Source organism: Vibrio syngnathi (assembly GCF_002119525.1).
Taxonomy (GTDB): Bacteria; Pseudomonadota; Gammaproteobacteria; order Enterobacterales; family Vibrionaceae; genus Vibrio; species Vibrio syngnathi.
In genome coordinates, this window is the sequence record NZ_CP017916.1 from 2,022,123 (window position 1) to 2,042,687 (window position 20,565).

Annotated in this window: 17 protein-coding genes and 1 other annotated feature; of the genes, 11 read left to right on the forward strand and 6 right to left on the reverse strand. The window is 44.8% G+C overall.

What is annotated here, in order from left to right; genetic code table 11:
• Positions 1-46 precede the first annotated feature (46 nt).
• Positions 47-916 carry an RNase RNM gene (gene rnm / locus K08M4_RS09225; protein ID WP_086049663.1) on the reverse strand — a complete coding sequence of 290 codons (870 nt, stop codon included), beginning with the start codon at positions 914-916 and terminating at the stop codon, positions 47-49.
• 120 nt (positions 917-1,036) lie between these two features.
• On the opposite strand from rnm, the gene trpL2 reads away from it, so the two are divergent.
• From trpL2 to K08M4_RS09270, 9 genes are all read left to right on the forward strand, one after another.
• Entirely contained in the window at positions 1,037-1,162 is a 126-nt protein-coding gene (gene trpL2 / locus K08M4_RS09230; RefSeq protein WP_086049664.1) for a tryptophan operon leader peptide, read from the forward strand.
• Positions 1,109-1,223: a sequence feature (Trp leader region), on the forward strand. Its footprint overlaps the gene before it by 54 nt.
• Before the next feature lie 125 nt (positions 1,224-1,348).
• Complete coding sequence (locus K08M4_RS09235; RefSeq protein ID WP_086049665.1) at positions 1,349-2,956, forward strand: anthranilate synthase component 1; 1,608 nt, start codon at positions 1,349-1,351, stop codon at positions 2,954-2,956.
• Positions 2,957-2,958: 2 nt separating this feature from the next.
• Positions 2,959-3,585: an aminodeoxychorismate/anthranilate synthase component II gene (locus tag K08M4_RS09240; protein WP_017076372.1), complete on the forward strand. Its 627-nt coding sequence runs from the start codon at positions 2,959-2,961 to the stop codon at positions 3,583-3,585.
• Positions 3,586-3,594: 9 nt separating this feature from the next.
• A complete protein-coding gene (gene trpD / locus K08M4_RS09245; protein ID WP_086049666.1) occupies positions 3,595-4,590 on the forward strand; it encodes an anthranilate phosphoribosyltransferase in 996 nt (331 codons plus the stop codon).
• A gap of 25 nt (positions 4,591-4,615) precedes the next feature.
• Complete coding sequence (gene trpCF, locus K08M4_RS09250; RefSeq protein ID WP_086049667.1) at positions 4,616-6,067, forward strand: bifunctional indole-3-glycerol-phosphate synthase TrpC/phosphoribosylanthranilate isomerase TrpF; 1,452 nt, start codon at positions 4,616-4,618, stop codon at positions 6,065-6,067.
• A gap of 180 nt (positions 6,068-6,247) precedes the next feature.
• Positions 6,248-7,438, forward strand: coding sequence for a tryptophan synthase subunit beta (gene trpB, locus K08M4_RS09255; protein WP_086049668.1), 1,191 nt, complete (start codon positions 6,248-6,250; stop codon positions 7,436-7,438).
• The gene (gene trpA / locus K08M4_RS09260; protein WP_086049669.1) at positions 7,438-8,244 is read left to right on the forward strand and encodes a tryptophan synthase subunit alpha; all 807 of its coding nucleotides are present in this window, start codon (positions 7,438-7,440) and stop codon (positions 8,242-8,244) included. The genes trpB and trpA overlap by 1 nt, the downstream gene beginning before the upstream one ends.
• Positions 8,245-8,553: 309 nt before the next feature.
• Positions 8,554-9,873: a dicarboxylate/amino acid:cation symporter gene (locus K08M4_RS09265; protein ID WP_435532553.1), complete on the forward strand. Its 1,320-nt coding sequence runs from the start codon at positions 8,554-8,556 to the stop codon at positions 9,871-9,873.
• A 122-nt stretch (positions 9,874-9,995) separates the two neighbouring features.
• The gene (locus tag K08M4_RS09270; protein WP_086049053.1) at positions 9,996-11,318 is read left to right on the forward strand and encodes an IS4-like element ISVbsp1 family transposase; all 1,323 of its coding nucleotides are present in this window, start codon (positions 9,996-9,998) and stop codon (positions 11,316-11,318) included.
• Positions 11,319-11,390: 72 nt separating this feature from the next.
• Here K08M4_RS09270 and K08M4_RS09275 read toward each other — a convergent pair whose 3' ends face one another.
• The 4 genes from K08M4_RS09275 to K08M4_RS09290 form a co-directional block, all read right to left on the reverse strand.
• Complete coding sequence (locus tag K08M4_RS09275) at positions 11,391-12,344, reverse strand: class I SAM-dependent methyltransferase (RefSeq protein WP_086049671.1); 954 nt, start codon at positions 12,342-12,344, stop codon at positions 11,391-11,393.
• 8 nt (positions 12,345-12,352) lie between these two features.
• Positions 12,353-13,051, reverse strand: a complete 699-nt coding sequence (locus tag K08M4_RS09280; RefSeq protein ID WP_086049672.1) for a TIGR01621 family pseudouridine synthase — start codon at positions 13,049-13,051, stop codon at positions 12,353-12,355.
• 211 nt (positions 13,052-13,262) lie between these two features.
• Entirely contained in the window at positions 13,263-14,879 is a 1,617-nt protein-coding gene (locus K08M4_RS09285; protein WP_086049673.1) for a methyl-accepting chemotaxis protein, read from the reverse strand.
• Between the two features lie 190 nt (positions 14,880-15,069).
• Complete coding sequence (locus K08M4_RS09290; protein WP_012604350.1) at positions 15,070-16,503, reverse strand: sodium-dependent transporter; 1,434 nt, start codon at positions 16,501-16,503, stop codon at positions 15,070-15,072.
• Between the two features lie 367 nt (positions 16,504-16,870).
• Here K08M4_RS09290 and cls point away from each other — a divergent pair, with 367 nt between their 5' ends.
• Both cls and K08M4_RS09300 read left to right on the forward strand, forming a co-directional pair.
• Positions 16,871-18,325, forward strand: a complete 1,455-nt coding sequence (gene cls / locus K08M4_RS09295) for a cardiolipin synthase (protein ID WP_086049674.1) — start codon at positions 16,871-16,873, stop codon at positions 18,323-18,325.
• Positions 18,326-18,508: 183 nt separating this feature from the next.
• Positions 18,509-19,693 (forward strand): cystathionine beta-lyase, encoded by a 1,185-nt coding sequence (locus tag K08M4_RS09300; protein ID WP_086049675.1) that lies wholly within the window; start codon positions 18,509-18,511, stop codon positions 19,691-19,693.
• Positions 19,694-19,993: 300 nt separating this feature from the next.
• On the opposite strand, the gene K08M4_RS09305 is transcribed toward K08M4_RS09300, so the two are convergent.
• Positions 19,994-20,560, reverse strand: a complete 567-nt coding sequence (locus K08M4_RS09305; protein ID WP_086049676.1) for a DNA-3-methyladenine glycosylase I — start codon at positions 20,558-20,560, stop codon at positions 19,994-19,996.
• Positions 20,561-20,565 lie beyond the last annotated feature (5 nt).

A 20,565-nucleotide genomic window follows, 5' to 3' on the forward strand; every position in this document is an offset into this window, starting at 1 on the left:
TCGTTATCGAATCTCTCGACTCTATCATCAGAAGGAGCTGGCTCACCTAAATACTGTCATCGGTATCAGATGGTGAAACCGTTTGAAACTCCCAATCTTTCCATACTTCTTCGACCCCAGAAGGTAGCCAGAGATTACGTCCAAGTTCCATCCATGGGGATGGGTAATGGAAGTCGCTGCCTTGGGAGGCTAATAGTTTGTATTGTATAGCATAATCCGCAAGTGTGCGTCTTTCTTGTTGCGCTTGCTGAGGTTGAGCCACTTCCATAGCGTCACCATTTGCTTCAACAAATGCGGCTAACAGACGCTTAACCCACTTAGCGGTAAGACCATATCGCCCAGGGTGAGCGAGTACGGCTTGCCCACCAGCCGCATGAATAGCCGTGACAGCATCACTCATTGAGCACCATGTTGGCGGCACATAACCTGGATTGTTGCGCGTAAGAAACTTTTTAAACACCTGCTGCATGGTTTTCGCGTAGCCATTGTCGACTAACCATTTCGCAAAGTGTGCTCGAGTAATTGGTGCATCACCAGCAATCAACTTAACCTCTTCTAACACACCTTCACGAGTCGCTTTCTCAAGACGTTGAGCAATCATCTCTGCACGTCCGACACGGTGTTGCTTCTGTTGTTCAATTAACGCTTTCAATTCTGGTGATTCAGGATCGACGTTTAACCCAACAATATGGATATCTTTGTTTTGCCAAACGGTTGAGATCTCGATGCCGTTAATCAACTGAATAGGAAGATTGTTATCAGCAATATAGCTGCGTGCTTCAGCAAGCCCATCAGTCGTGTCATGATCTGTAATCGCTAGCGCTTCGATGTTAAAGCCAAGCGCTCGGTCAATTAGCTCAGGTGGAGTAAGTCGGCCATCTGAGGCTGTTGTATGACTATGTAGATCAATTCTCATATATTCTTTTTCATTGTTTTCAATTTTTATCGTTATATTTGTGTCAATACACTTGACCCGCAAGTGGAAAACTAGTTAACTAGTACACAAATACGAAGTATCACATTTGATAGGTTCACCATGTTACAAGAATTTAACCAAAACCATAAAGATAAAGTTTTAGAACTTTCTTCAGTAGAAGCAAGTTCAGAGCTTAATTGGTGGCGCACTTGGACAATTTCTTGGTGGGCTAACGTGTACTTCTAGTTAAACAGTTTGTTTATAAAAAAGTTATCACTAAGCCCGCTTTCATAGCGGGCTTTTTAATTTGTCGAACATCTCACATTCAACTGACTAACAAATCAACGAATTGACCATATTCTAGATTGGGTGAAAGGTATCTTTATGCGACTATGTACGGCAGGAAATTTAAAGAATCATAAAGGAGGTCTTGTGAACAAGGCCATTGAAATCAAAAAGCTGGGAACCATTGAGGTCATCAATTCTTCCGTTCCTTACTCGCAAGATCCAACCAGCGTTTTTCATACTTTGTGTGAGAACAAAACAGACAGTTTACTGTTGGAATCGGCTGAGATTGAATCCAAACAGAACCTGACAAGCCTACTCCTTATCGACTCTGCTGTTCGCATCGTATGTCGCGGACATGAAGTAACCTTTCAAGCGTTGACTGAAAACGGTCAAGCGCTTATCGAACACCTCACTCAAAATGTTAAAGCAGAAATTAAATCTGACCTGACTGATAACGTTTTGACGCTGACTTTTGTCGAGCCAAGCAATGAATTAGATGAAGACTCACGTTTAAGAGAAGCCTCTTCATTTGATGCACTGCGTTTGGTTCAGCACAGCTTTGAGCAAGACGCAGATAACAAACACGCACTATTCATGGCGGGCTTATTCGCTTACGACATCGTGGCGAACTTTGAACCGCTAGGTGATGCTGAAGCAACCAACAATTGTCCTGACTTTGTCTTCTACGTAGCTGAAACACTATTGCGTTTCGACCACCAAGAGAACGAAGGCCTACTTCATGCGAGCTTGTTTACTCAAGATAAAAGCATCAAAGCGCAATTAACCGAGCGCTTAGCTGACATTCAAACACAATGTCAGTCATTGAAAGCCATCACAGAAGTTACGCCGCTCGACAATGTTGAAGCGGTACCAAGCGTTTCAGATGAAGACTTCTGCCAAACGGTTCGTGACTTAAAAGAGTACGTAGTTAAAGGCGATGTATTCCAAGTGGTACCTTCACGTCGCTTCACACTGCCTTGCCCTGCTCCACTGGCGGCTTACAAAGAACTCAAGCAAAGTAACCCAAGCCCTTACATGTTCTACATGCAAGATGAGCTGTTTACTCTGTTTGGTGCTTCTCCAGAAAGCGCGCTGAAGTACGAAACAGAAACTAATCAAATTGAGATTTACCCAATTGCGGGTACTCGTCGTCGCGGTAAACGCCCAGACGGTCAAATCGATTTCGACCTAGATAGCCGTATCGAACTTGAGCTGCGTACCGACAAGAAAGAAAACGCTGAACACATGATGCTAGTCGACCTAGCTCGTAACGATGTAGCGCGTATTGCAGAAGCTGGCACTCGCCACGTAGCAGACTTGCTAAAAGTTGACCGCTACAGTCATGTGATGCACTTGGTTTCTCGTGTTGTAGGTCAGCTACGTGAAGATTTAGATGCCCTACACGCTTACCAAGCTTGTATGAACATGGGTACGCTAACGGGTGCACCAAAAATCCGCGCAATGCAACTTATCCGTGACGTAGAAAAAACACGTCGTGGTAGCTACGGTGGTGCAGTCGGTTACCTAACCGGTGAAGGCACTTTAGATACGTGTATCGTAATTCGTTCTGCTTACGTTGAAGATGGTGTAGCACAAGTACAAGCCGGTGCTGGTGTGGTATTCGATTCAGACCCACAAGCCGAAGCGGATGAAACACGCGGCAAAGCACAAGCAGTTATTTCAGCGATTCAAGCGGCACACACTAAAAACTCTGCAGCAAATCCGAACACATCAAATAAGAAGGAGTCGTAATCATGGCTGATATTGTATTCATCGATAACTTCGACTCGTTCACTTACAACCTTGTAGACCAGTTTCGTTCATTGGGACACAGCGTAAAGATTTACCGTAACAACATCTCGGCAAAAGTAGTTGAAGCGGCGATCAACGAGCTAGACAACCCTGTTGCGCTACTTTCACCAGGCCCTGGCGCTCCTGCTGATGCGGGCTGTATGCCAGAGCTAATTCAGCTTTTAAAAGGCAAAGTGCCAATGATTGGTATTTGCTTGGGCCACCAAGCGATTGTTGAAGCCTACGGCGGCACCGTTGCAGGCGCTGGCGAAATCATTCATGGTAAAGTGTCTATGATGGAACACCAAAACCATGCGACTTACCAAGGCTTACCTTCGCCACTGGCTATCGCTCGCTACCATTCTTTGGTGGCAACACACGTATCAGATAGCCTAACGGTGACCGCTGAAGTCGATGATTTGGTGATGTCTGTGGTTCAAGAACAAGACAAGGTTTGTGGATTCCAATTCCACCCAGAATCGATTATGACGACCTACGGTGCAACGCTTCTAGCGAACGCTATCGAATGGGCTCTTGAGAAACCTCTTCATCTAGAGAAAAGCTCTACTCTTGATAAAAAGACTAACTAGGAAACGATCATGGAACAGATTAATAAACTTTACGAACAACAGTCTCTTACTCAAGAAGAAAGCCAACAACTGTTTGATGTCATCATCAAAGGTGAACTAGACCCTATTTTGATGGCTTCTGCGCTTACTGCATTAAAAATCAAAGGCGAGACGCCAGATGAGATCGCAGGCGCGGCGAAAGCACTACTAGCAAATGCAAAACCGTTCCCACGTCCTGATTACGATTTTGCGGACATCGTGGGTACAGGTGGTGACGGTCATAACACCATTAATATCTCGACAACTTCAGCCTTTGTTGCAGCCGCATGTGGCTTAAAAATCGCGAAACACGGCAACCGCAGCGTATCAAGTAAATCAGGCTCTTCTGATCTGCTAGATTCGTTTGGTATTAACCTAGCGATGACAGCTGAAGATACACGTAAAGCCGTTGACGAACTTGGCGTAGCATTCTTATTTGCTCCGCAATATCACGTTGGTGTACGTCACGCGATGCCCGTTCGTCAAACAATGAAAACACGCACGATCTTCAACATCCTTGGTCCATTGATTAACCCTGCTCGCCCTAACATCGAGCTGATGGGTGTTTACAGCAAAGAACTCGTACGCCCTATTGCGGAAACGATGCTGCAAATGGGTATGAAGCGTGCCGCGGTTGTTCACGGTAGCGGCCTTGACGAAGTGGCAATTCATGGTGAAACACTGGTTGCTGAAATCAAAGATGGCGAGATTCATGAATACACAGTGAGCCCTGCTGACTTTGGTTTGAACACTCACCCTCTTGAAGCTATTAAAGGCGGAGATCCTGAAGAGAACCGCGCTATCACAACGGACATTCTGACAGGTAAAGGTACTGAAGCCCAAGCTGGTGCAGTTGCAGTCAACGTTGCTCTGCTGATGCGTCTATTTGGCCATGAAGATCTAAAAGCTAACGCGCAGCAAGCTATTGAAGCGATGAACTCTGGAAAAGCTTACGAGCTTGTGCAAAAACTTTCTGCACACGCCTAACGAACGACGAGTAGAGATAAAGAACATGACACAGACTACCGATAAACTGTCGACCCACGTTTCGATGAAAGAAGCTGAAATGGCAGAAGTATTAGCGAAAATCGTTCGTGACAAATACCAGTGGGTTGAAACGCGTAAACAGACTCAACCATTGGACGAGTTTAAAGCGACCTTAACCGCAACAGACCGCAGCTTTTATGATGCTCTGAGCGGCGAACAAGCGGTTTTCATCACGGAATGTAAGAAAGCATCGCCGTCAAAAGGTTTGATTCGCGACGAGTTTGATTTGGACTACATCGCATCGGTGTACAACAACCACGCAAATGCGATTTCAGTACTAACAGACGAGAAGTACTTCCAAGGTGATTTTGAGTTTTTACCAAAGGTTCGCAGCATTGCTAAGCAACCTATTCTTTGTAAAGACTTCATGGTTGATACCTACCAAGTTTACTTAGCTCGTCACTATTCAGCTGATGCAATCTTGCTGATGCTGTCGGTATTAGATGATGAAGAGTACAAAGCGCTTGCTGAAGTCGCTCACTCACTTAACATGGGTGTACTAACCGAAGTCAGCAATGAAGAAGAGCTTCACCGCGCTGTCGCTTTAAAAGCAAAAGTGATCGGTATTAATAACCGTAACCTACGTGACCTTTCGACTGATTTGAACCGTACCAAAGAGTTAGCTCCGCTGGTTCGCAAACTTGCTCCAGAAGCAGTCGTGATTTCAGAGTCTGGCATCTACACGCATCAACAAGTTCGTGACCTTTCAACATTTGCAGACGGCTTCCTAATCGGCAGCTCTCTGATGGCTGAAAAGAACTTAGAGCTTGCGGTGCGTAAAGTGACGCTCGGTGAAAACAAGGTGTGTGGTTTAACTCACCCAGACGATGCAGCGAAAGCGTATCAAGCGGGTGCAGTATTCGGTGGTTTGATTTTCGTTGAAGCGTCTAAGCGTCATGTGGACATCGAAGCTGCTCGTTTAACCATGAGCGGCGCACCTTTGAACTACGTAGGTGTGTTCCAAAACCATAGCGTTACTGACGTTGCGAAAACGGTTTCTGAGCTAGGTTTGTTTGCGGTTCAACTGCACGGTGATGAGTCTCAAGCGTTTGTAGATGAGTTAAAACAGTCACTACCTGAAAGCGTTGAGATTTGGAAAGCTTACGGTGTTGCTTCTGGTGATGCTTCCGGTGCTAAAAGCGCGCTACCAGAATTACTTCAAAGCAACGTGACTCGTCACCTGCTAGATACTAAAGTAGGTTCTCAAACTGGCGGTACAGGCCAAGTGTTCGATTGGAGCCTAATCAACAACCAAAACGCAATCATGTTAGCGGGCGGTCTAAACCCAGAAAATGCTAACCAAGCGGCTAAGTTGGGTTGTTTAGGGCTAGACCTAAACTCTGGCGTTGAATCGGCTCCAGGTAAAAAAGACGCAGACAAACTGCAACGTGCTTTTGCAGCGATTCGTAATTACTAGTTCGGTTTCTAGAACTTAAACCTGGAACCTGGAACCTGGAACCCAGAGCTTAGAAGCTAGAAAGCTGAACCTAGAGCGCAGAATCAAAAAACAGATTAGTGAGCTTTGCCTTTGCGAAGCTTAAACAAGATTAAATGACTTGGTGTGAATACACACCGATAGAATTGAAGGAATAACACAATGGCTAAACTCGATGCCTACTTTGGTGAATACGGTGGTCAATACGTACCGCAGATCCTAGTGCCAGCACTAGACCAACTAGAACAAGCATTTATCGATGCACAAGCAGATCCTGAGTTCCGCAGTGAATTCATGACGCTTCTTCAAGAGTACGCAGGTCGTCCAACGGCACTAACGCTAACGCGTAACCTGACTAAAGGTACAAAAACCAAACTGTACCTAAAGCGTGAAGATCTACTTCACGGCGGTGCTCACAAGACAAACCAAGTTCTTGGCCAAGCATTGCTAGCAAAACGTATGGGTAAACAGGAAATAATCGCTGAAACTGGCGCGGGCCAACACGGTGTTGCAACAGCTCTAGCGTGTGCTCTATTGGGCCTTAAGTGTCGCGTTTACATGGGTGCAAAAGACGTTGAACGTCAAAGCCCGAACGTGTTCCGCATGAAGCTAATGGGCGCAGAGGTTATCCCTGTTCATTCTGGCTCTTCAACGCTAAAAGATGCATGTAACGAAGCGCTACGTGACTGGTCTGCAACTTATGAAGACGCGCACTACCTACTGGGTACTGCTGCGGGTCCTCACCCATTCCCAACGATTGTTCGCGATTTCCAACGCATGATTGGCGAAGAAACGAAGCACCAAATCTTAGCTCGTGAAGGTCGCCTTCCTGATGCGGTTATCGCTTGTGTTGGCGGCGGTTCAAACGCTATCGGTATGTTCGCTGATTTCATTGAAGAAGAATCCGTACGCCTAATCGGTGTAGAGCCTGCTGGTAAAGGTATTGATACCGACCAACACGGCGCGCCACTTAAGCACGGTAAAACCGGTATTTTCTTCGGTATGAAAGCTCCGCTGATGCAAGATGAGAATGGCCAAGTAGAAGAGTCGTACTCTGTTTCTGCGGGTCTAGATTTCCCATCAGTGGGTCCTCAACACGCGCACCTAAATGCCATTGGCCGTGCTGAATACGACAACGTGACCGATGACGAAGCGCTAGAAGCGTTCCAATTGATTGCACGTAAAGAAGGTATTATCGCAGCGCTCGAGTCATCTCATGCTGTGGCTCATGCAATTAAAATGGCTCACGACAACCCAGAGAAAGAACAGCTATTAGTGGTTAATCTATCTGGTCGTGGTGACAAAGACATTTTCTCTGTACACGACATTCTTAAAGAGAAAGGAGCATTATAATGGATCGCTATCAATCACTCTTCACTCGCTTAGCTGAAAAGAATCAGGGCGCATTTGTACCATTCGTAACGGTTGGTGATCCTAACCCAGAGCAATCTCTTAAGATCATGGAAACGCTAGTTGAAGCGGGTGCTGACGCACTTGAGCTTGGTATCCCATTCTCAGATCCGCTTGCAGATGGCCCAACAATCCAAGGTGCGAACATTCGTGCTTTAGATTCTAAAGTAACGCCAGATGTGTGCTTCGATCTTATTGGTCAAATCCGTGCTAAATACCCAGAGCTACCAATCGGCCTACTGATGTACGCGAACTTGGTTTACGCACGTGGTATAGAAAATTTTTACGAACGCTGCGCAAACGCAGGTATCGATTCAGTATTAATTGCTGATGTACCAACCAATGAAAGCGGCGAGTTTGTTGCTGCAGCTGAAAAGTTTGGCGTTCACCCAATCTTTATTGCTCCACCAACTGCAAGCGATGAAACGCTTCGATCAGTTTCTGAGCTAGGTGGTGGTTACACCTACCTACTTTCGCGTTCTGGTGTAACGGGTGCTGAAACAAAAGCAAATATGCCAGTAACGGCACTGCTTGATCGCTTGAACAAGTTCGATGCGCCACCAGCACTGCTTGGTTTCGGCATCTCGGCTCCTGAACAAGTGAAAGAAGCGATTGTAGCTGGCGCTGCCGGTGCGATCTCTGGCTCAGCTGTTGTAAAGATCATTGAAAACAACGTAGAGCAACCTGAAGCAATGCTTAAAGCCCTTGCTGAATTTGTAACGCCAATGAAAGCGGCAACACAGAAATAACAAAAAACCTCCTTCTAGGATCAGATTTCACCTAGAGGGAGGCTCTCTACAACACCCTTCCTACGCTCCTTAATGTTAAACGATTGTTCTAAAATCTCTTCAAAACAAACTTGTAGCACAACAATAACACCAAACCAATCCATCACTGCTATTTATAAAAAACAATATCCCCGCAACAAGCAAACGTTTGCTTAGGCTTAAAAAAACACCAAACAATGTTTAATTACTCATTTTTAGTAGCCTTTCATCTCTGCTCATATTGATAAATGTAAAGGATACGTGTAAAACTCTTCACGAAATAATTCGCCAATGGTACATCGTACATTGGTGGGTAGTTCTGGGATTTTTATATTTAGTAGCACAGAGGTTATGGAAGTGTTAAAAGAAAAGAATTTACTAAGCAACATCGGCGTTCAAGTCGTTATTGCAATGATCATCGGTACCGCAGTCGGCGCGATGATGGGTGAAAGCGCAACAATGTTCGCTCCACTGGGTGCTATCTTCATCAACTTGATCAAGATGCTGGTTATTCCTCTAGTCGCAGTTGCCCTAATTTCAGGTGCTGCTGGTCTAGGTAATAGTTCATCGGCTGGTAAAGTTGGTGTAACTACACTGGGTTACTTTGCACTAACGTCTGCACTTGCTGTAGCACTAGCGCTTGTAATGGGTGAAGTGTTCGAACCGGGTCGTGGTATCGATGTTTCTGGCGTTGAAGGCATGTTCTCTTCAGAATACGCTGCGAAAGGCGAACTTCCTACGTTCTGGGCAACCATCACTGGCATGATCCCAACCAACGTTTTCCAATCACTGAATGAAGCAAACATTCTGCAAATTCTCGTTTTCTGCTTATTCTTCGGTATTGCGATTTCTAAACAAGCAAAAGAAAAACGTGACCCTATCATCAATGGCGTAAACGCGATTGTTGACGCTATGGTTTGGATGATCAACAAGGTTATGATCATCGCACCACTTGGCGTATTCGGCCTAATGGCAGAAGCAGTAGGTACTTTCGGTTTCGGCGCACTTATGGTTGTGTTCAAACTGTTTATTGTTTACATCGCTGCGATCCTAATCTTCGGCTTTATTGCTTACCCACTGATGATTCAAATCTTCACTAAGACTTCAGCGAAGAAGTTCCTAGTAGCAATGAAGAAGCCTCAAGCGGTTGCATTATCAACAGCCTCTTCAATGGCAACACTGCCAGTAACAATGGAAACGGTAGAGAAAGAACTTGGCGTTCGTAATTCTACTGCTTCATTCGTTCTGCCACTTGGCGCAACGATCAACATGTCTGGTAACGCAATTTACTACGGCCTAGTTGCTATCTTCTTCGCACAGCTATTCAACATCGACCTTTCTATGGGCGCTTACGTTGCTATCATCGTAACGTCTACCCTAGGCGCAGTTGGTCAAGCTGGTGTTCCAGGTCCTTCTTTCCTAGTGGTTGCGGTTCTTCTAGCGGCAGGTATCCCTATCGAAGGTCTACCTCTGTTGTTCGCTCTAGACCGTGTCTTCGATATGATTCGTACGGCTCTAAACATCACTGGTGATGCAGCATGTGCAGTCATCGTTGACTCTCTAATCGAAGACGAAGTGAAAGAAGCTGAGCTAGAGAAACAACAAGCTTAAACTTCTTAGAAACTTAAAGACCAAAAAGCCACTCATTGAGTTAATGCCGATCGTTTAAGAAGACTTGAACGATCTTGCAGTTAGCAGATAATCCCCATCAACAACGTTGATGGGGATTTTTTATGCTTGAACAAGAATTAGCAATGGCACACGAGACCATTGAAGATGCCGACAATTATGAATCTGTCGTCGACGCCATTCAGATTGAGTGGATAGAACAAGCTCTTCTTGAAACCAATAAAGCGAGCATAAGACGACGCCGACTTCCCGCTCAGCAAGCTGTCTGGTTAGTTATTTGGATGGGGCTGCAACGCAACATGTCTATCAAAGAGGTATGCAGTTCATTAGACATTGCACTTCAGCCTAAACCTGAAGATAGCTGGTCTCGTGTTGCACCCAGTGTCCTAACTGATTCACGCCGACGTCTAGATGAGAGTCCGTTAGCGGCTCTGTTTCACACAACGGTAAAGGCTTGGAACGGAGATATCCTTCAACAAGACAAAGACTTAGAACTTAATGTTCTTGCTGTCGATGGAACAACATTTCGGTGCCAAGATTCCCCAGAGAACGCTGAAGAATTTGGGTTCATCTCCAAAAAATTGAAACCTTACCCTCAACTTCGTTTAGTCGCTTTGATGTCAACAGAAACTCGAATGATTATGGGGGCGGCTTTTGATGGTTGTCATGTCGGTGAAACGACCTTAGCTAAGCGCCTATTCAATGACATCCCCGCACACTCATTGACCTTATTTGATCGTTGTTATTTCTCGGCAGACCTTTTACTGTCCTGGCAAGAGAGTGCTGAAAATGCCCACTGGTTAATGCCTGCAAAACGTAAACTACGCTATGAAGTGTTGGAGAAATATGCGGAGAACGACATGCTTATCTCAATGCCTATCTCTCCTCAAGCTCAACGGCAGAATCCGAATCTACCCGCACGTTGGGAAGCCAGATTAGTCCTATATCAAGAGCCAAAAGGTGAGATAAAAGGTTTTATTACTTCACTTACAGACCCTAGCAAATACTCGCTAGAAAGCCTGCTGCGTATTTATTGGCAACGCTGGGAGATTGAAGAGGGTTATGGTGAAATTAAACAGACTCAACTTCAAAGTCACGTCACTTTACGAAGTCGTTTTTCTGCCGGTGTGAAGCAAGAGCTTTGGGGCGTATTACTTGCCTATAACTTAGTGCGATTAGAGATGGTTAAGATAGCTTCAGAAGCCGGGGTTCGAGCGACTAGGGTCAGTTTTACCGCCGCAATTAACCTTATTGATGCGCAATTACGTTGGTTAGCTTTAAGTCCAGACGGAACTTTACCTGTAAAACTGAAAAGGATGAGAGAAAGTTTGAGTCACTTCATTCTTCCAGATAAAAGAAAGGACCGAACGTTTCCACGTTCAGTCCTCTTTGTCCCAGCCAAATATCCGTTCAGATTCAAGCAGTAATGCTTATCCGAACGGCATTAACTCATTGAGTGGCTTTTTTACTTTCAAACGTTGATATTTGTTTACCTTAAGTTAAGCGTCTGCAGAAACGTTAATTTTAAATCTCAGGACTTTCAAACTTGAATCGAGGTCGACATCGACAAACTCAGGTGGATTGTCTAAACGCTCGATAAACTCAACGCTTGGTGCTTCTTCTGCCATCGTCTCAATCAGGAAGTTTGGTGACACTGCTGGTGAGTTAACACAAGCAATCACTTCACCGCCTTCAGTTAGAAGCTCAGGCAAACGACGTAAGATCTTTTTATAATCCTTGGTTAGAGCAAAACTGCCTTTTTGGAACGAAGGCGGGTCGATGATAACGAGCTCGTAAGGGCCACCCTTCTTGATTTTTCCCCACGACTTAAAGATATCATAGCCAAGGAAGTTCACTGAGCGCATGTCGTGATCATTCAAACGGTGGTTATCACGGCCTTTATTTAGTGAGCCGCGAGACATGTCTACGTTCATGCACTGACGAGCGCCACCAGCAATCGCTGCTACAGAGAACCCACAAGTGTATGCAAACAGATTAAGAACATTCTTACCTTCGGCATTGTCTTGTACCCACTGACGCCCATTACGCATATCAAGGAACAGGCCAAAGTTCTGATTACGGCCTATATCTAGTTGGTACTTAAGTCCATGTTCAACCACGATTGGTGAATCGTTTAACTCTCCCCACAACACTTCAGAAGGTGCGCCATCAGCATAACGGTGTTGGAGCACAATACTTGTGCCCAGCTTTGCCTGCCAGATGTCTTTATTGGTCAAATCAACCAGTCCTGCTTTAAGAAATGATAAGAACTCGTCATCCACCTCTTTGAATACGTTAACCAATAACTGCCCATCAACCCAATCACATGTCAGTTGATCTAGGCCCGGCCAGAACTTACCACGCCCGTGAAAAATACGACGCAGTTCGTTCGGCACTTCATTAAGTTGCTGTTCAATATGACTAAAAAACAGAGGTAAAGCTGATGCTTCCATTATTTCACTCACTTAGTGTTTAGCTTTGGCCAAGTTAATGACCAAGGTTCAAGCCAGTTGTCTAAACCATTAGACACGATATCTTGATGCCACTTCTCACCCAAAGAGTTGAGACTTCTTGGATCACAGACATATTCGTAGGCTTGTGATTGATAGGTAAATCGAATCGCGAAGGCATGCAGATAACCTCTGTCGGCCTCACTCGATGGATTGTAAATAGGGTCACCAACAATAGCCGAACCGATCGACTTCATCGCGACGCGGATCTGGTGAGTTCGCCCCGTATAGGGTTTACATAAAATTAGACGCTCACCGGGTTCAGCCGTTGCAGATAAAAATTGGGTAATCGCTGGGTTTTCTTTGGTTGTCAGTAGCTTCCAACTTGAGCGTCGTGAACGCTCCATATCTCCTGAGATCAGCCCCTGCTTTTTCTTTGGCTTCTTGGAGCCTATCGCAAGGTAATATTTCTCGACCTCACGCTTTGCAAACAACTGTGAAAGCTCACTTGCTGCCGAAGCATTTTTTGCCAGCAGTAGAATACCTGATGTCATTTTATCGAGACGATGGACTAGGTATAGCTTCTGCTCGTTGATTGCTTTAGCAACTTCTTGCAACAACATGGTATCGCCATCGTCTTTATGGACGCTGACGCCTGGATGTTTGTTTATGAGTAAAAAATCAGAGTGATTCAGAAGAATGTCGAACATGTAAAGGCTAGCTCCATTGTAGAACGTGGAGTATACCGTGTCTGAACCCAGATTCCAGCTACGAAAAAGCCCAAGGATTCAATAAACATTGATTCCTTGGGCTTATGTTTTAATAGACAGCTTTCACTGGTATATCTTTAATCGATTAGCTCTAAGCTTATGTTCTAGACTTATGATCCAGCTCTAAGCTCTAAGCTCTAAGCTCTAAGCTCTAAGCAAGTTTGAACTTACCCACTAAACCTTCTAGCTCAGCAACTTTAGCATTCAAACCTGATGTGTTCTCAGAGCTGCGAGTCGCTAACTGTAATGACTGTTCAGAGATATCACTGATTGCCGTAATATCCGCTGCGATTTCTCTTGTCACCGCTGTCTGCTCTTCTGCTGCTGTCGCGATAGAGTTAACCATGCTTTGTACATTGCCAGCACCACTAACAATCGCTTCTAGTGCTGTAACGGCACCAGAGCTCTGCTCAACACCAATTTCCACCAGGCGGCAGTTATCTTGCGTGTAAGTCACCGCTTCTTGAGTACCTGATTGAATAGATTGGATGATACCGGACACTTCTTGTGTTGCTTTAGTCGTTCTCTCCGCTAACGCTCGTACTTCATCAGCAACCACCGCAAAACCACGACCGAACTCACCAGCACGTGCCGCTTCAATAGCCGCATTCAGAGCCAAGAGGTTGGTTTGTTCAGCGATATCTTCGATTACCTTAATAACACTACCAATCTGCTCGCCATGTGAACCCAATGTGTTCATTTGTAACGACATGTCGCTCATTTGAGTAGACACTTGTTGGATGCTCGCAACCATCTCCACAATCACTTTACGGCCGTCTTCTGCTGACGTTTCTGAACGGCGCGCTTCTTCATAAGTAGAAGTGCCTTGCTGCGCTACTTCCGAAATGGTCAAGCTTAACTCTTCTGCCGCAGTCGCTATCAAGGTCGCTTTATCTGCTTGAGCAGAGGCGCCAGATACGATGTCGTGGCTGATTGATGATAGCTCACCAGTAACGGATTGAACTTGGGTAGTCACCGATGAGATAGAACCGAGCAGATCGACCAATGACTTTTGCATCTGGTTGATCGATTGAGCAAGATCAGCCAATTCATCACCAGAATCATCAACAATGTCTCCAGCCGTTAGATCACCATTTGCTACGCGTCGTGCAACTTGTTCTAAACGAGTTAAGCGATTAGTAATAGAGCTAGACAATGCAAACGCAATTACACAGCCAAACACAATCGCAACCGCAGTCAACACCATAATCGTGCGTTCGATTGTAATAAACGAATCCGTTAGTGTTAGCAGAGCTCGCTCCGTATCAGCAATCTCACTTTCAGATGCTTGATCAAGCAAGTTTTCAATCGGGATCAGATTACTCTCGTACAAAGAGCGAAGCTGCTGGATATTTGATAACAATGCAGTTTCGTCATTAAGCATAGGTACGAGCTTCGATTCAAACTCTTGAGTAAAGCGCCCCATTAGCTCTTCAATTCGCTGAACACGACGATGGTCCTCTGAGCCTTTACTCTCTAAACGCTTTGCTTCTTCAATTGCTTGAGAAAATTGAGTCTTGTTAGCTCGATAATCATTGAGCGCATTACCGCCCTGAACAACCGCGCCCAAAGCATCACGGTAAACATCACCAGCTTCATCGATCAATATAAGGTAGGTAACCGTTCCTGGAACATCATCCAGTCTAATTTCATCAGAGCTCTCGTGAGCCCCAATCACTTCTATCGATACAACCCCTACCAACGTGACAAGCACCGCCAATATAGATCCAAAACCCAAATATAGTTTTTTTCTCACTGACAATTTCACAGAACACCTACCTAAAAATAAATACAGGCCGATATAGCCTAACCGAAAGATATATCGGCCACCACACGGATAACTTTAGGGGACGATGTTTTTATTTCTCGAAAAACAATAAGTGCGTCGCATAAAAAAACGGGAGCCAATGGCTCCCGTTTATCAATTAACTTTAGTTTGCGATTAGAGTTTCTAAGAATTATAGCTTCTTAGAGATAAGCGCAGAGCCGGCAATGATACCAATACCTAGTAGCATGATTGCACCTTTACCGCTGTCGAAGCCAGAAGAGATGCCCATGAACGCTACGATAGCGATAGCGACTGGGATGATGTACTTAACGAGTGTGTACCATAGACCGAATAGAGGGAAAGATACTTCACCGTCGTTAGTGATTTCTTTCTCTAGGTCAGCACGGTTTAGTCTCCAACCAGCGAAGATACATACCAACATACCGCCAACTGCTAGGAAGATCTTATCCGTTAGTAGGTCGAAGATATCGAATGCACCAGTACCAAACAGCGTTGGACCAAAGCCACCAAGAGATAGAGAAGCGAAGATACATAGAATCGCCATTACGACACTTGCAGACAGTACAGCTGTTACACGCTTCATGCCTTTCTCATCGATTAGGTACGAAACAACAACTTCAAGTAGAGATACTGAAGAAGTCAGTGCCGCAACACTTAGACCAACGAAGAACATAAGAGCAAATAGAAGACCAACTACGCCGCCCATTTCAGCGAATAGCTGAGGAACAACAACGAATACTAGACCAGGACCTGCTGCAGGTTCCATACCGAATGCGAACATTGCAGGGAACATTGCAACACCAGCTAGGATAGCAACGCCTGTATCCATCGCCGTAACCATAGCTGTAGTTTGAACTAGGTTCTCTTTCTTCTTAAGGTAAGAACCGTAAGTCAACATACAACCCATACCAAGAGATAGTGAGAAGAATGCTTGACCCAGTGCAGCTAGGATTACACCGCTGTCTACTTTAGAGAAGTCAGGGCTGAATAGGAATTCAAGACCAGCCATCGCGCCCGGAAGCATTAGGCCTTTGATTGATACCACGATAAGGATGATGAAAAGAAGTGGCATCAGAATCTTACCCGCTTTCTCAATACCGCCAGAAATACCCTTCATAACGATGACAACGTTAAGTAGTAAGTATAGGCCCATCCACATTAGTGGCTGAACTGGGTTTGAGATAAAGCCACCAAAGCTGTCGCCAATTGCTTCAGGTGCGTCTAGTAGACCACCAGCAATTTTACCGATGTATGCGATAGACCAGCCACCTACTACAGGGTAGAAACCCATGATAAGTAAACCACTGACTACGCCAATAACACCAGCGAACGTCCAGCGACGGTCAGTTGATTTAAATGCACCTACTGCTGATTTTTGCGTATGACGGCCAATCGCAAATTCAGTCAGCATCACACTGAAACCGATGAAGATTACAAAAAACAGATAAATTGCAACGAATGCACCGCCGCCACTTTCACCTGCTGTGTATGGGAATTTCCAGATGTTACCTAAGCCAACAGCAGAACCTGCTGCAGCCATTACGAATCCTAATTTCGAACCCCAGGTATCGCGGGGTGTAGTGGTTGTATTACTAGTAGCCACGTTTACTCCAAACTTTTGTGTTATGTGATGTTGTATTTTGCTTTGTGTGGCGTCATTAAAAGATAAGGTGTATATAATAATTTACACAATTAAAAGATTTGATTGACGCTCGTTGTCTAGCAAGTAAACCAGTTTAAGAATACAATTGGAAGCCCGAACCGTATATATTTCGTTATCAATGTAAATCTTTATGGTTAAATGCCGGTTTTTCATACAAAACAATTGTATTCGTCTTAAGTTAACTAAAACTTAACAACTTTAACCTGTTTACAGCTTTTGCTCTATTTTGTAAATAGTTGATTCCTTAAATTCCCATATCCGTAAAATAGCATTACTATCTAAGTGTCTCTTTTTTCGAGTATTCAATGTGGAAAAGCTCTACCATTTTTTAACTTTAGCTTCTGTCGCTTTATACTGGGTCCTTGTCGCCGGTGTGACTTTTCGTGTCGTACTAAAACGACGCTCTGTCAGCGTTTCTCTCGCATGGTTGATGGTTATCTACATTATCCCTATTGTTGGCGTCGCTTGTTACTTCCTTTTCGGAGAGCTAAATCTCGGTAGAAAGAGGGCTGAGCGGGCACATCGCATGTTTACGCCTTTTGGTGATTGGTTCCGCCAATTAAATGATTGCCAAGTCCACCTTCCAGGTAAAGTCGGCTCTCCTATCCACAAAATTGATGAGCTTTGTAACAATCGGATGGGCATTCCAGCTCTCAGCGGAAACACACTTTCACTGCAAGCTTCTCCTAATGAAATCCTACACGCAATTATCGAAGATATAGAAAACGCCCAGACTAGTATCAAAATGGTTTTCTATATTTGGCACCCCGGCGGCTTAACTGATTCCGTTGCTTCCGCACTTATTCGAGCTGCAAAACGTGGTGTCGATGTTAAAGTTTTACTCGATTCTGCAGGTAGCCCGCGTTTTTTCAAAAGTCACTGGCGTTCAATGATGAAAGACGCTGGCGTTCACGTTGTCCAAGCATTAGAGGTTAGTCCTTGGCGTATTTTCTTACGCCGTTTAGATCTAAGGCAGCACCGGAAGATCATCGTGATTGATGAGTCCATCGCCTATACCGGGTCAATGAATATGGTAGATCCAGCTCATTTCAAACAGAGCTCAGGTGTCGGCCAATGGATTGATGTCATGGTTCGCGTCACTGGGCCAACCGTTAACGTGTTGTCAGCAATTCATGGTTGGGATTGGGAAGTGGAAACAGGTGAACGCATTCTTCCTGATTTACCAGAGTGCCCGGTTGAAGAAATAATGACGCATCATCCAGTTCAAGTAGTGCCATCTGGGCCGGGCATGCCGGAGTATTTGATTCTGCAAGTTCTTACTATTGCGATTAATCAAGCAAACCATTCAGTTCGTATTACAACACCCTACTTTGTACCGAGTGCCGACTTATTAGAAACACTCAAAATGACGGCACAACGTGGTGTCAGCGTAGAATTAATCATTCCACATAACAACGATTCATTAATGGTTAAATGGGCTTCTCGCGCCTTCTATACCGAACTGCTTGAAGCCGGAGTGAAGATATATGAGTTTTACGGCGGGCTTCTTCACACCAAATCGGTAGTGATTGATGAAGAGTTTTGCTTAATCGGAACGGTCAATATCGACATGCGCAGCCTATGGCTTAACTTCGAAGTAACGCTAGCCGTTGATGATGTGCACTTCACTCAGCAATTATCTGAGCTTCAGCAATCTTACATCGAATTATCACACCCCGTTGAATTGGAGCAGTGGGAGCAGAGAAACCTACGCAACCGCTTCTTCGAAAGGTTGTTTTACTTATTCAACCCTCTGCTGTAATCCCATCAATACGTCCACCGCAGTTCATCACTCGCCGACTATCGGATTTTAAACCTTTCACGATAAACGACGTGGAAGGTTAAAAAGCGAAAGAAAAGCACAAAAACCCCCGCTCTCCTCTTGCTTTAAAGGCGCTTGGCATGTTTTAAATAGGACATAACCGATTGATAAGGAATTCGCAGCATGTCCGAGAACAAAACCACTAAACTGATCACTGCAGGTCGTGATAAGAAGTGGACTAATGGTGTCGTTAACCCACCAGTACAACGCGCTTCAACTGTCGTGTTCAATACAGTAGAAGAGAAACGCAAAGCGACCATTAACCGCGCTAACAAGACACTTTTCTACGGACGCCGTGGCACCACGACTCATTTCGCATTTCAAGATGCAATGGTTGAAGTTGAAGGTGGCGCAGGCTGCGCACTCTACCCTTGTGGTACGGCAGCCATTTCGAATGCCATTCTCTCTTTTGTTGAAACAGGTGACCATATTCTGATGGTCGATACCTGTTACGAACCCACTCGTGATTTCTGTGACACTATCATGAAAAAGATGGGTGTAGAGACGACTTACTACGAACCAACGATTGGCGAAGGCATTAAAGACCTTATAAAGCCAAACACCAAAGTGCTGTTTACCGAATCTCCGGGTTCAGTCACCATGGAAGTGCAAGATATTCCAACGCTCGCGCGGATTGCTCATGAACATGACATCATCGTTATGCTAGATAACACTTGGGCAGCCGGTGTGAACTTCTCACCGTTCGATTTTGGCGTTGATATCTCTATTCAAGCAGCAACCAAGTACATAGTGGGTCACTCTGATGTGATGTTAGGGACTGCGGTCGCCAACGAGAAATGTTGGGATCAACTAAGAGAACAGAGTTACTTGATGGGGCAATGTGTCTCGCCAGATGACGCTTACTTAGGGCTTCGCGGCATCCGCACTCTTGATGTTCGTCTACGCCAACACGCGGAGAGCAGTTTAAAAGTAGCGAAGTGGCTAGAAACCCGTCCTGAGGTTAACCACGTTCGTCACCCTGCGCTTGAATCTTGCCCAGGCCATGAATTCTTCAAACGAGACTTCACTGGCGGTAATGGTTTGTTCTCTTTCGTACTGAAGAACTCAAACACAAAAGCAACAACAGCTCTGCTTGATGGTATGACGCACTTTAGTATGGGTTACTCGTGGGGTGGATTTGAAAGCTTGATTCTAGCGAACGAACCGAGCAGCTTTAATAGTTTGAGAACGGTAGCGAACCCTAACTTCGAAGGAACTTTGATACGCGTTCATATCGGCTTAGAAGACGTCGATGACCTGATTGCGGATCTAGAAGCTGGACTAGATCGTTACAACGCTCTGGTTTAATTTCAAGCATTCACAAATTCAGACCAAAAAGGCAGGATATTCCTGCCTTTTCTATGATAGATGGCCTCACGATTCAAGATTTAACCTTGAAGTAAATCTAAGGGAATACTTGAAAACGATTTTCGTTAAACAAGTAAAAAGACTCATCGGTTATAGAAAGGGCCTAATCCATCTTCTTCACTTGATACTGCTGATATAGCTGAAATATAGCTGATTCATAAAGCCTGTTTTGATTGTTTTACAATGACTAGTAAACTTTTCAATTTCCACATAATTATTTCGCCTTGAGAAATAACACCTTTATTTATGTGGGCAACCTTCTAAATGGTCATTAACCATCCCAGTAGCCTGCATAAACGCGTAACAGATTGTTTCCCCAACAAACTTAAAGCCTCTCTTCTTCAAAAACTTGCTCATCGCTTTAGATTGCTCGGTAGAAGCGGGAACTTGAGTCATCTCAATCCAGTGGTTTTCGATCACCTTGTTATCGACAAATTGCCATAAGGCGTTTGAAAGAGAACCAAACTCTTTCTGTAGTTCAAGCGTTGCTCGAGCGTTGTTATACACAGAGGCAATCTTGCCTTTGTGCTTAACCACATCAAAGTTCTCTATGACGTATGGCACATTGTCTTCATTCAATTCGGCTAACTTGTTTAGATCGTAATTATCAAAGGCAGCACGATAGCCTTCGCGCTTTTTAAGGATCGTAATCCAACTAAGACCCGCCTGAGCACCTTCTAAAGTAATGAACTCAAATAGAACTTGGTCATCATAAACAGGCACGCCCCACTCTGCGTCGTGATATTCCCTCTCTAGTTCGTGCTTCAGTGCCCATGCACACGTTCTACCTTCAGTGTTTGTTTCCATGTTAT

Excerpts from the sequence above, each read along its gene's own strand:
- rnm (WP_086049663.1), bottom strand. The coding sequence starts at position 916 with ATGAGAATTGATCTACATAGTCATACAACAGCCTCAGATGGCCGACTT.
- trpA (WP_086049669.1), top strand. The coding sequence starts at position 7,438 with ATGGATCGCTATCAATCACTCTTCACTCGCTTAGCTGAAAAGAATCAG.
- trpD (WP_086049666.1), top strand. The coding sequence starts at position 3,595 with ATGGAACAGATTAATAAACTTTACGAACAACAGTCTCTTACTCAAGAA.
- trpB (WP_086049668.1), top strand. The coding sequence starts at position 6,248 with ATGGCTAAACTCGATGCCTACTTTGGTGAATACGGTGGTCAATACGTA.
- trpCF (WP_086049667.1), top strand. The coding sequence starts at position 4,616 with ATGACACAGACTACCGATAAACTGTCGACCCACGTTTCGATGAAAGAA.
- K08M4_RS09275 (WP_086049671.1), bottom strand. The coding sequence starts at position 12,344 with ATGGAAGCATCAGCTTTACCTCTGTTTTTTAGTCATATTGAACAGCAA.
- K08M4_RS09265 (WP_435532553.1), top strand. The coding sequence starts at position 8,554 with ATGGTACATCGTACATTGGTGGGTAGTTCTGGGATTTTTATATTTAGT.
- K08M4_RS09240 (WP_017076372.1), top strand. The coding sequence starts at position 2,959 with ATGGCTGATATTGTATTCATCGATAACTTCGACTCGTTCACTTACAAC.
- K08M4_RS09280 (WP_086049672.1), bottom strand. The coding sequence starts at position 13,051 with ATGTTCGACATTCTTCTGAATCACTCTGATTTTTTACTCATAAACAAA.
- K08M4_RS09270 (WP_086049053.1), top strand. The coding sequence starts at position 9,996 with ATGCTTGAACAAGAATTAGCAATGGCACACGAGACCATTGAAGATGCC.
- K08M4_RS09300 (WP_086049675.1), top strand. The coding sequence starts at position 18,509 with ATGTCCGAGAACAAAACCACTAAACTGATCACTGCAGGTCGTGATAAG.
- K08M4_RS09305 (WP_086049676.1), bottom strand. The coding sequence starts at position 20,560 with ATGGAAACAAACACTGAAGGTAGAACGTGTGCATGGGCACTGAAGCAC.
- trpL2 (WP_086049664.1), top strand. The coding sequence starts at position 1,037 with ATGTTACAAGAATTTAACCAAAACCATAAAGATAAAGTTTTAGAACTT.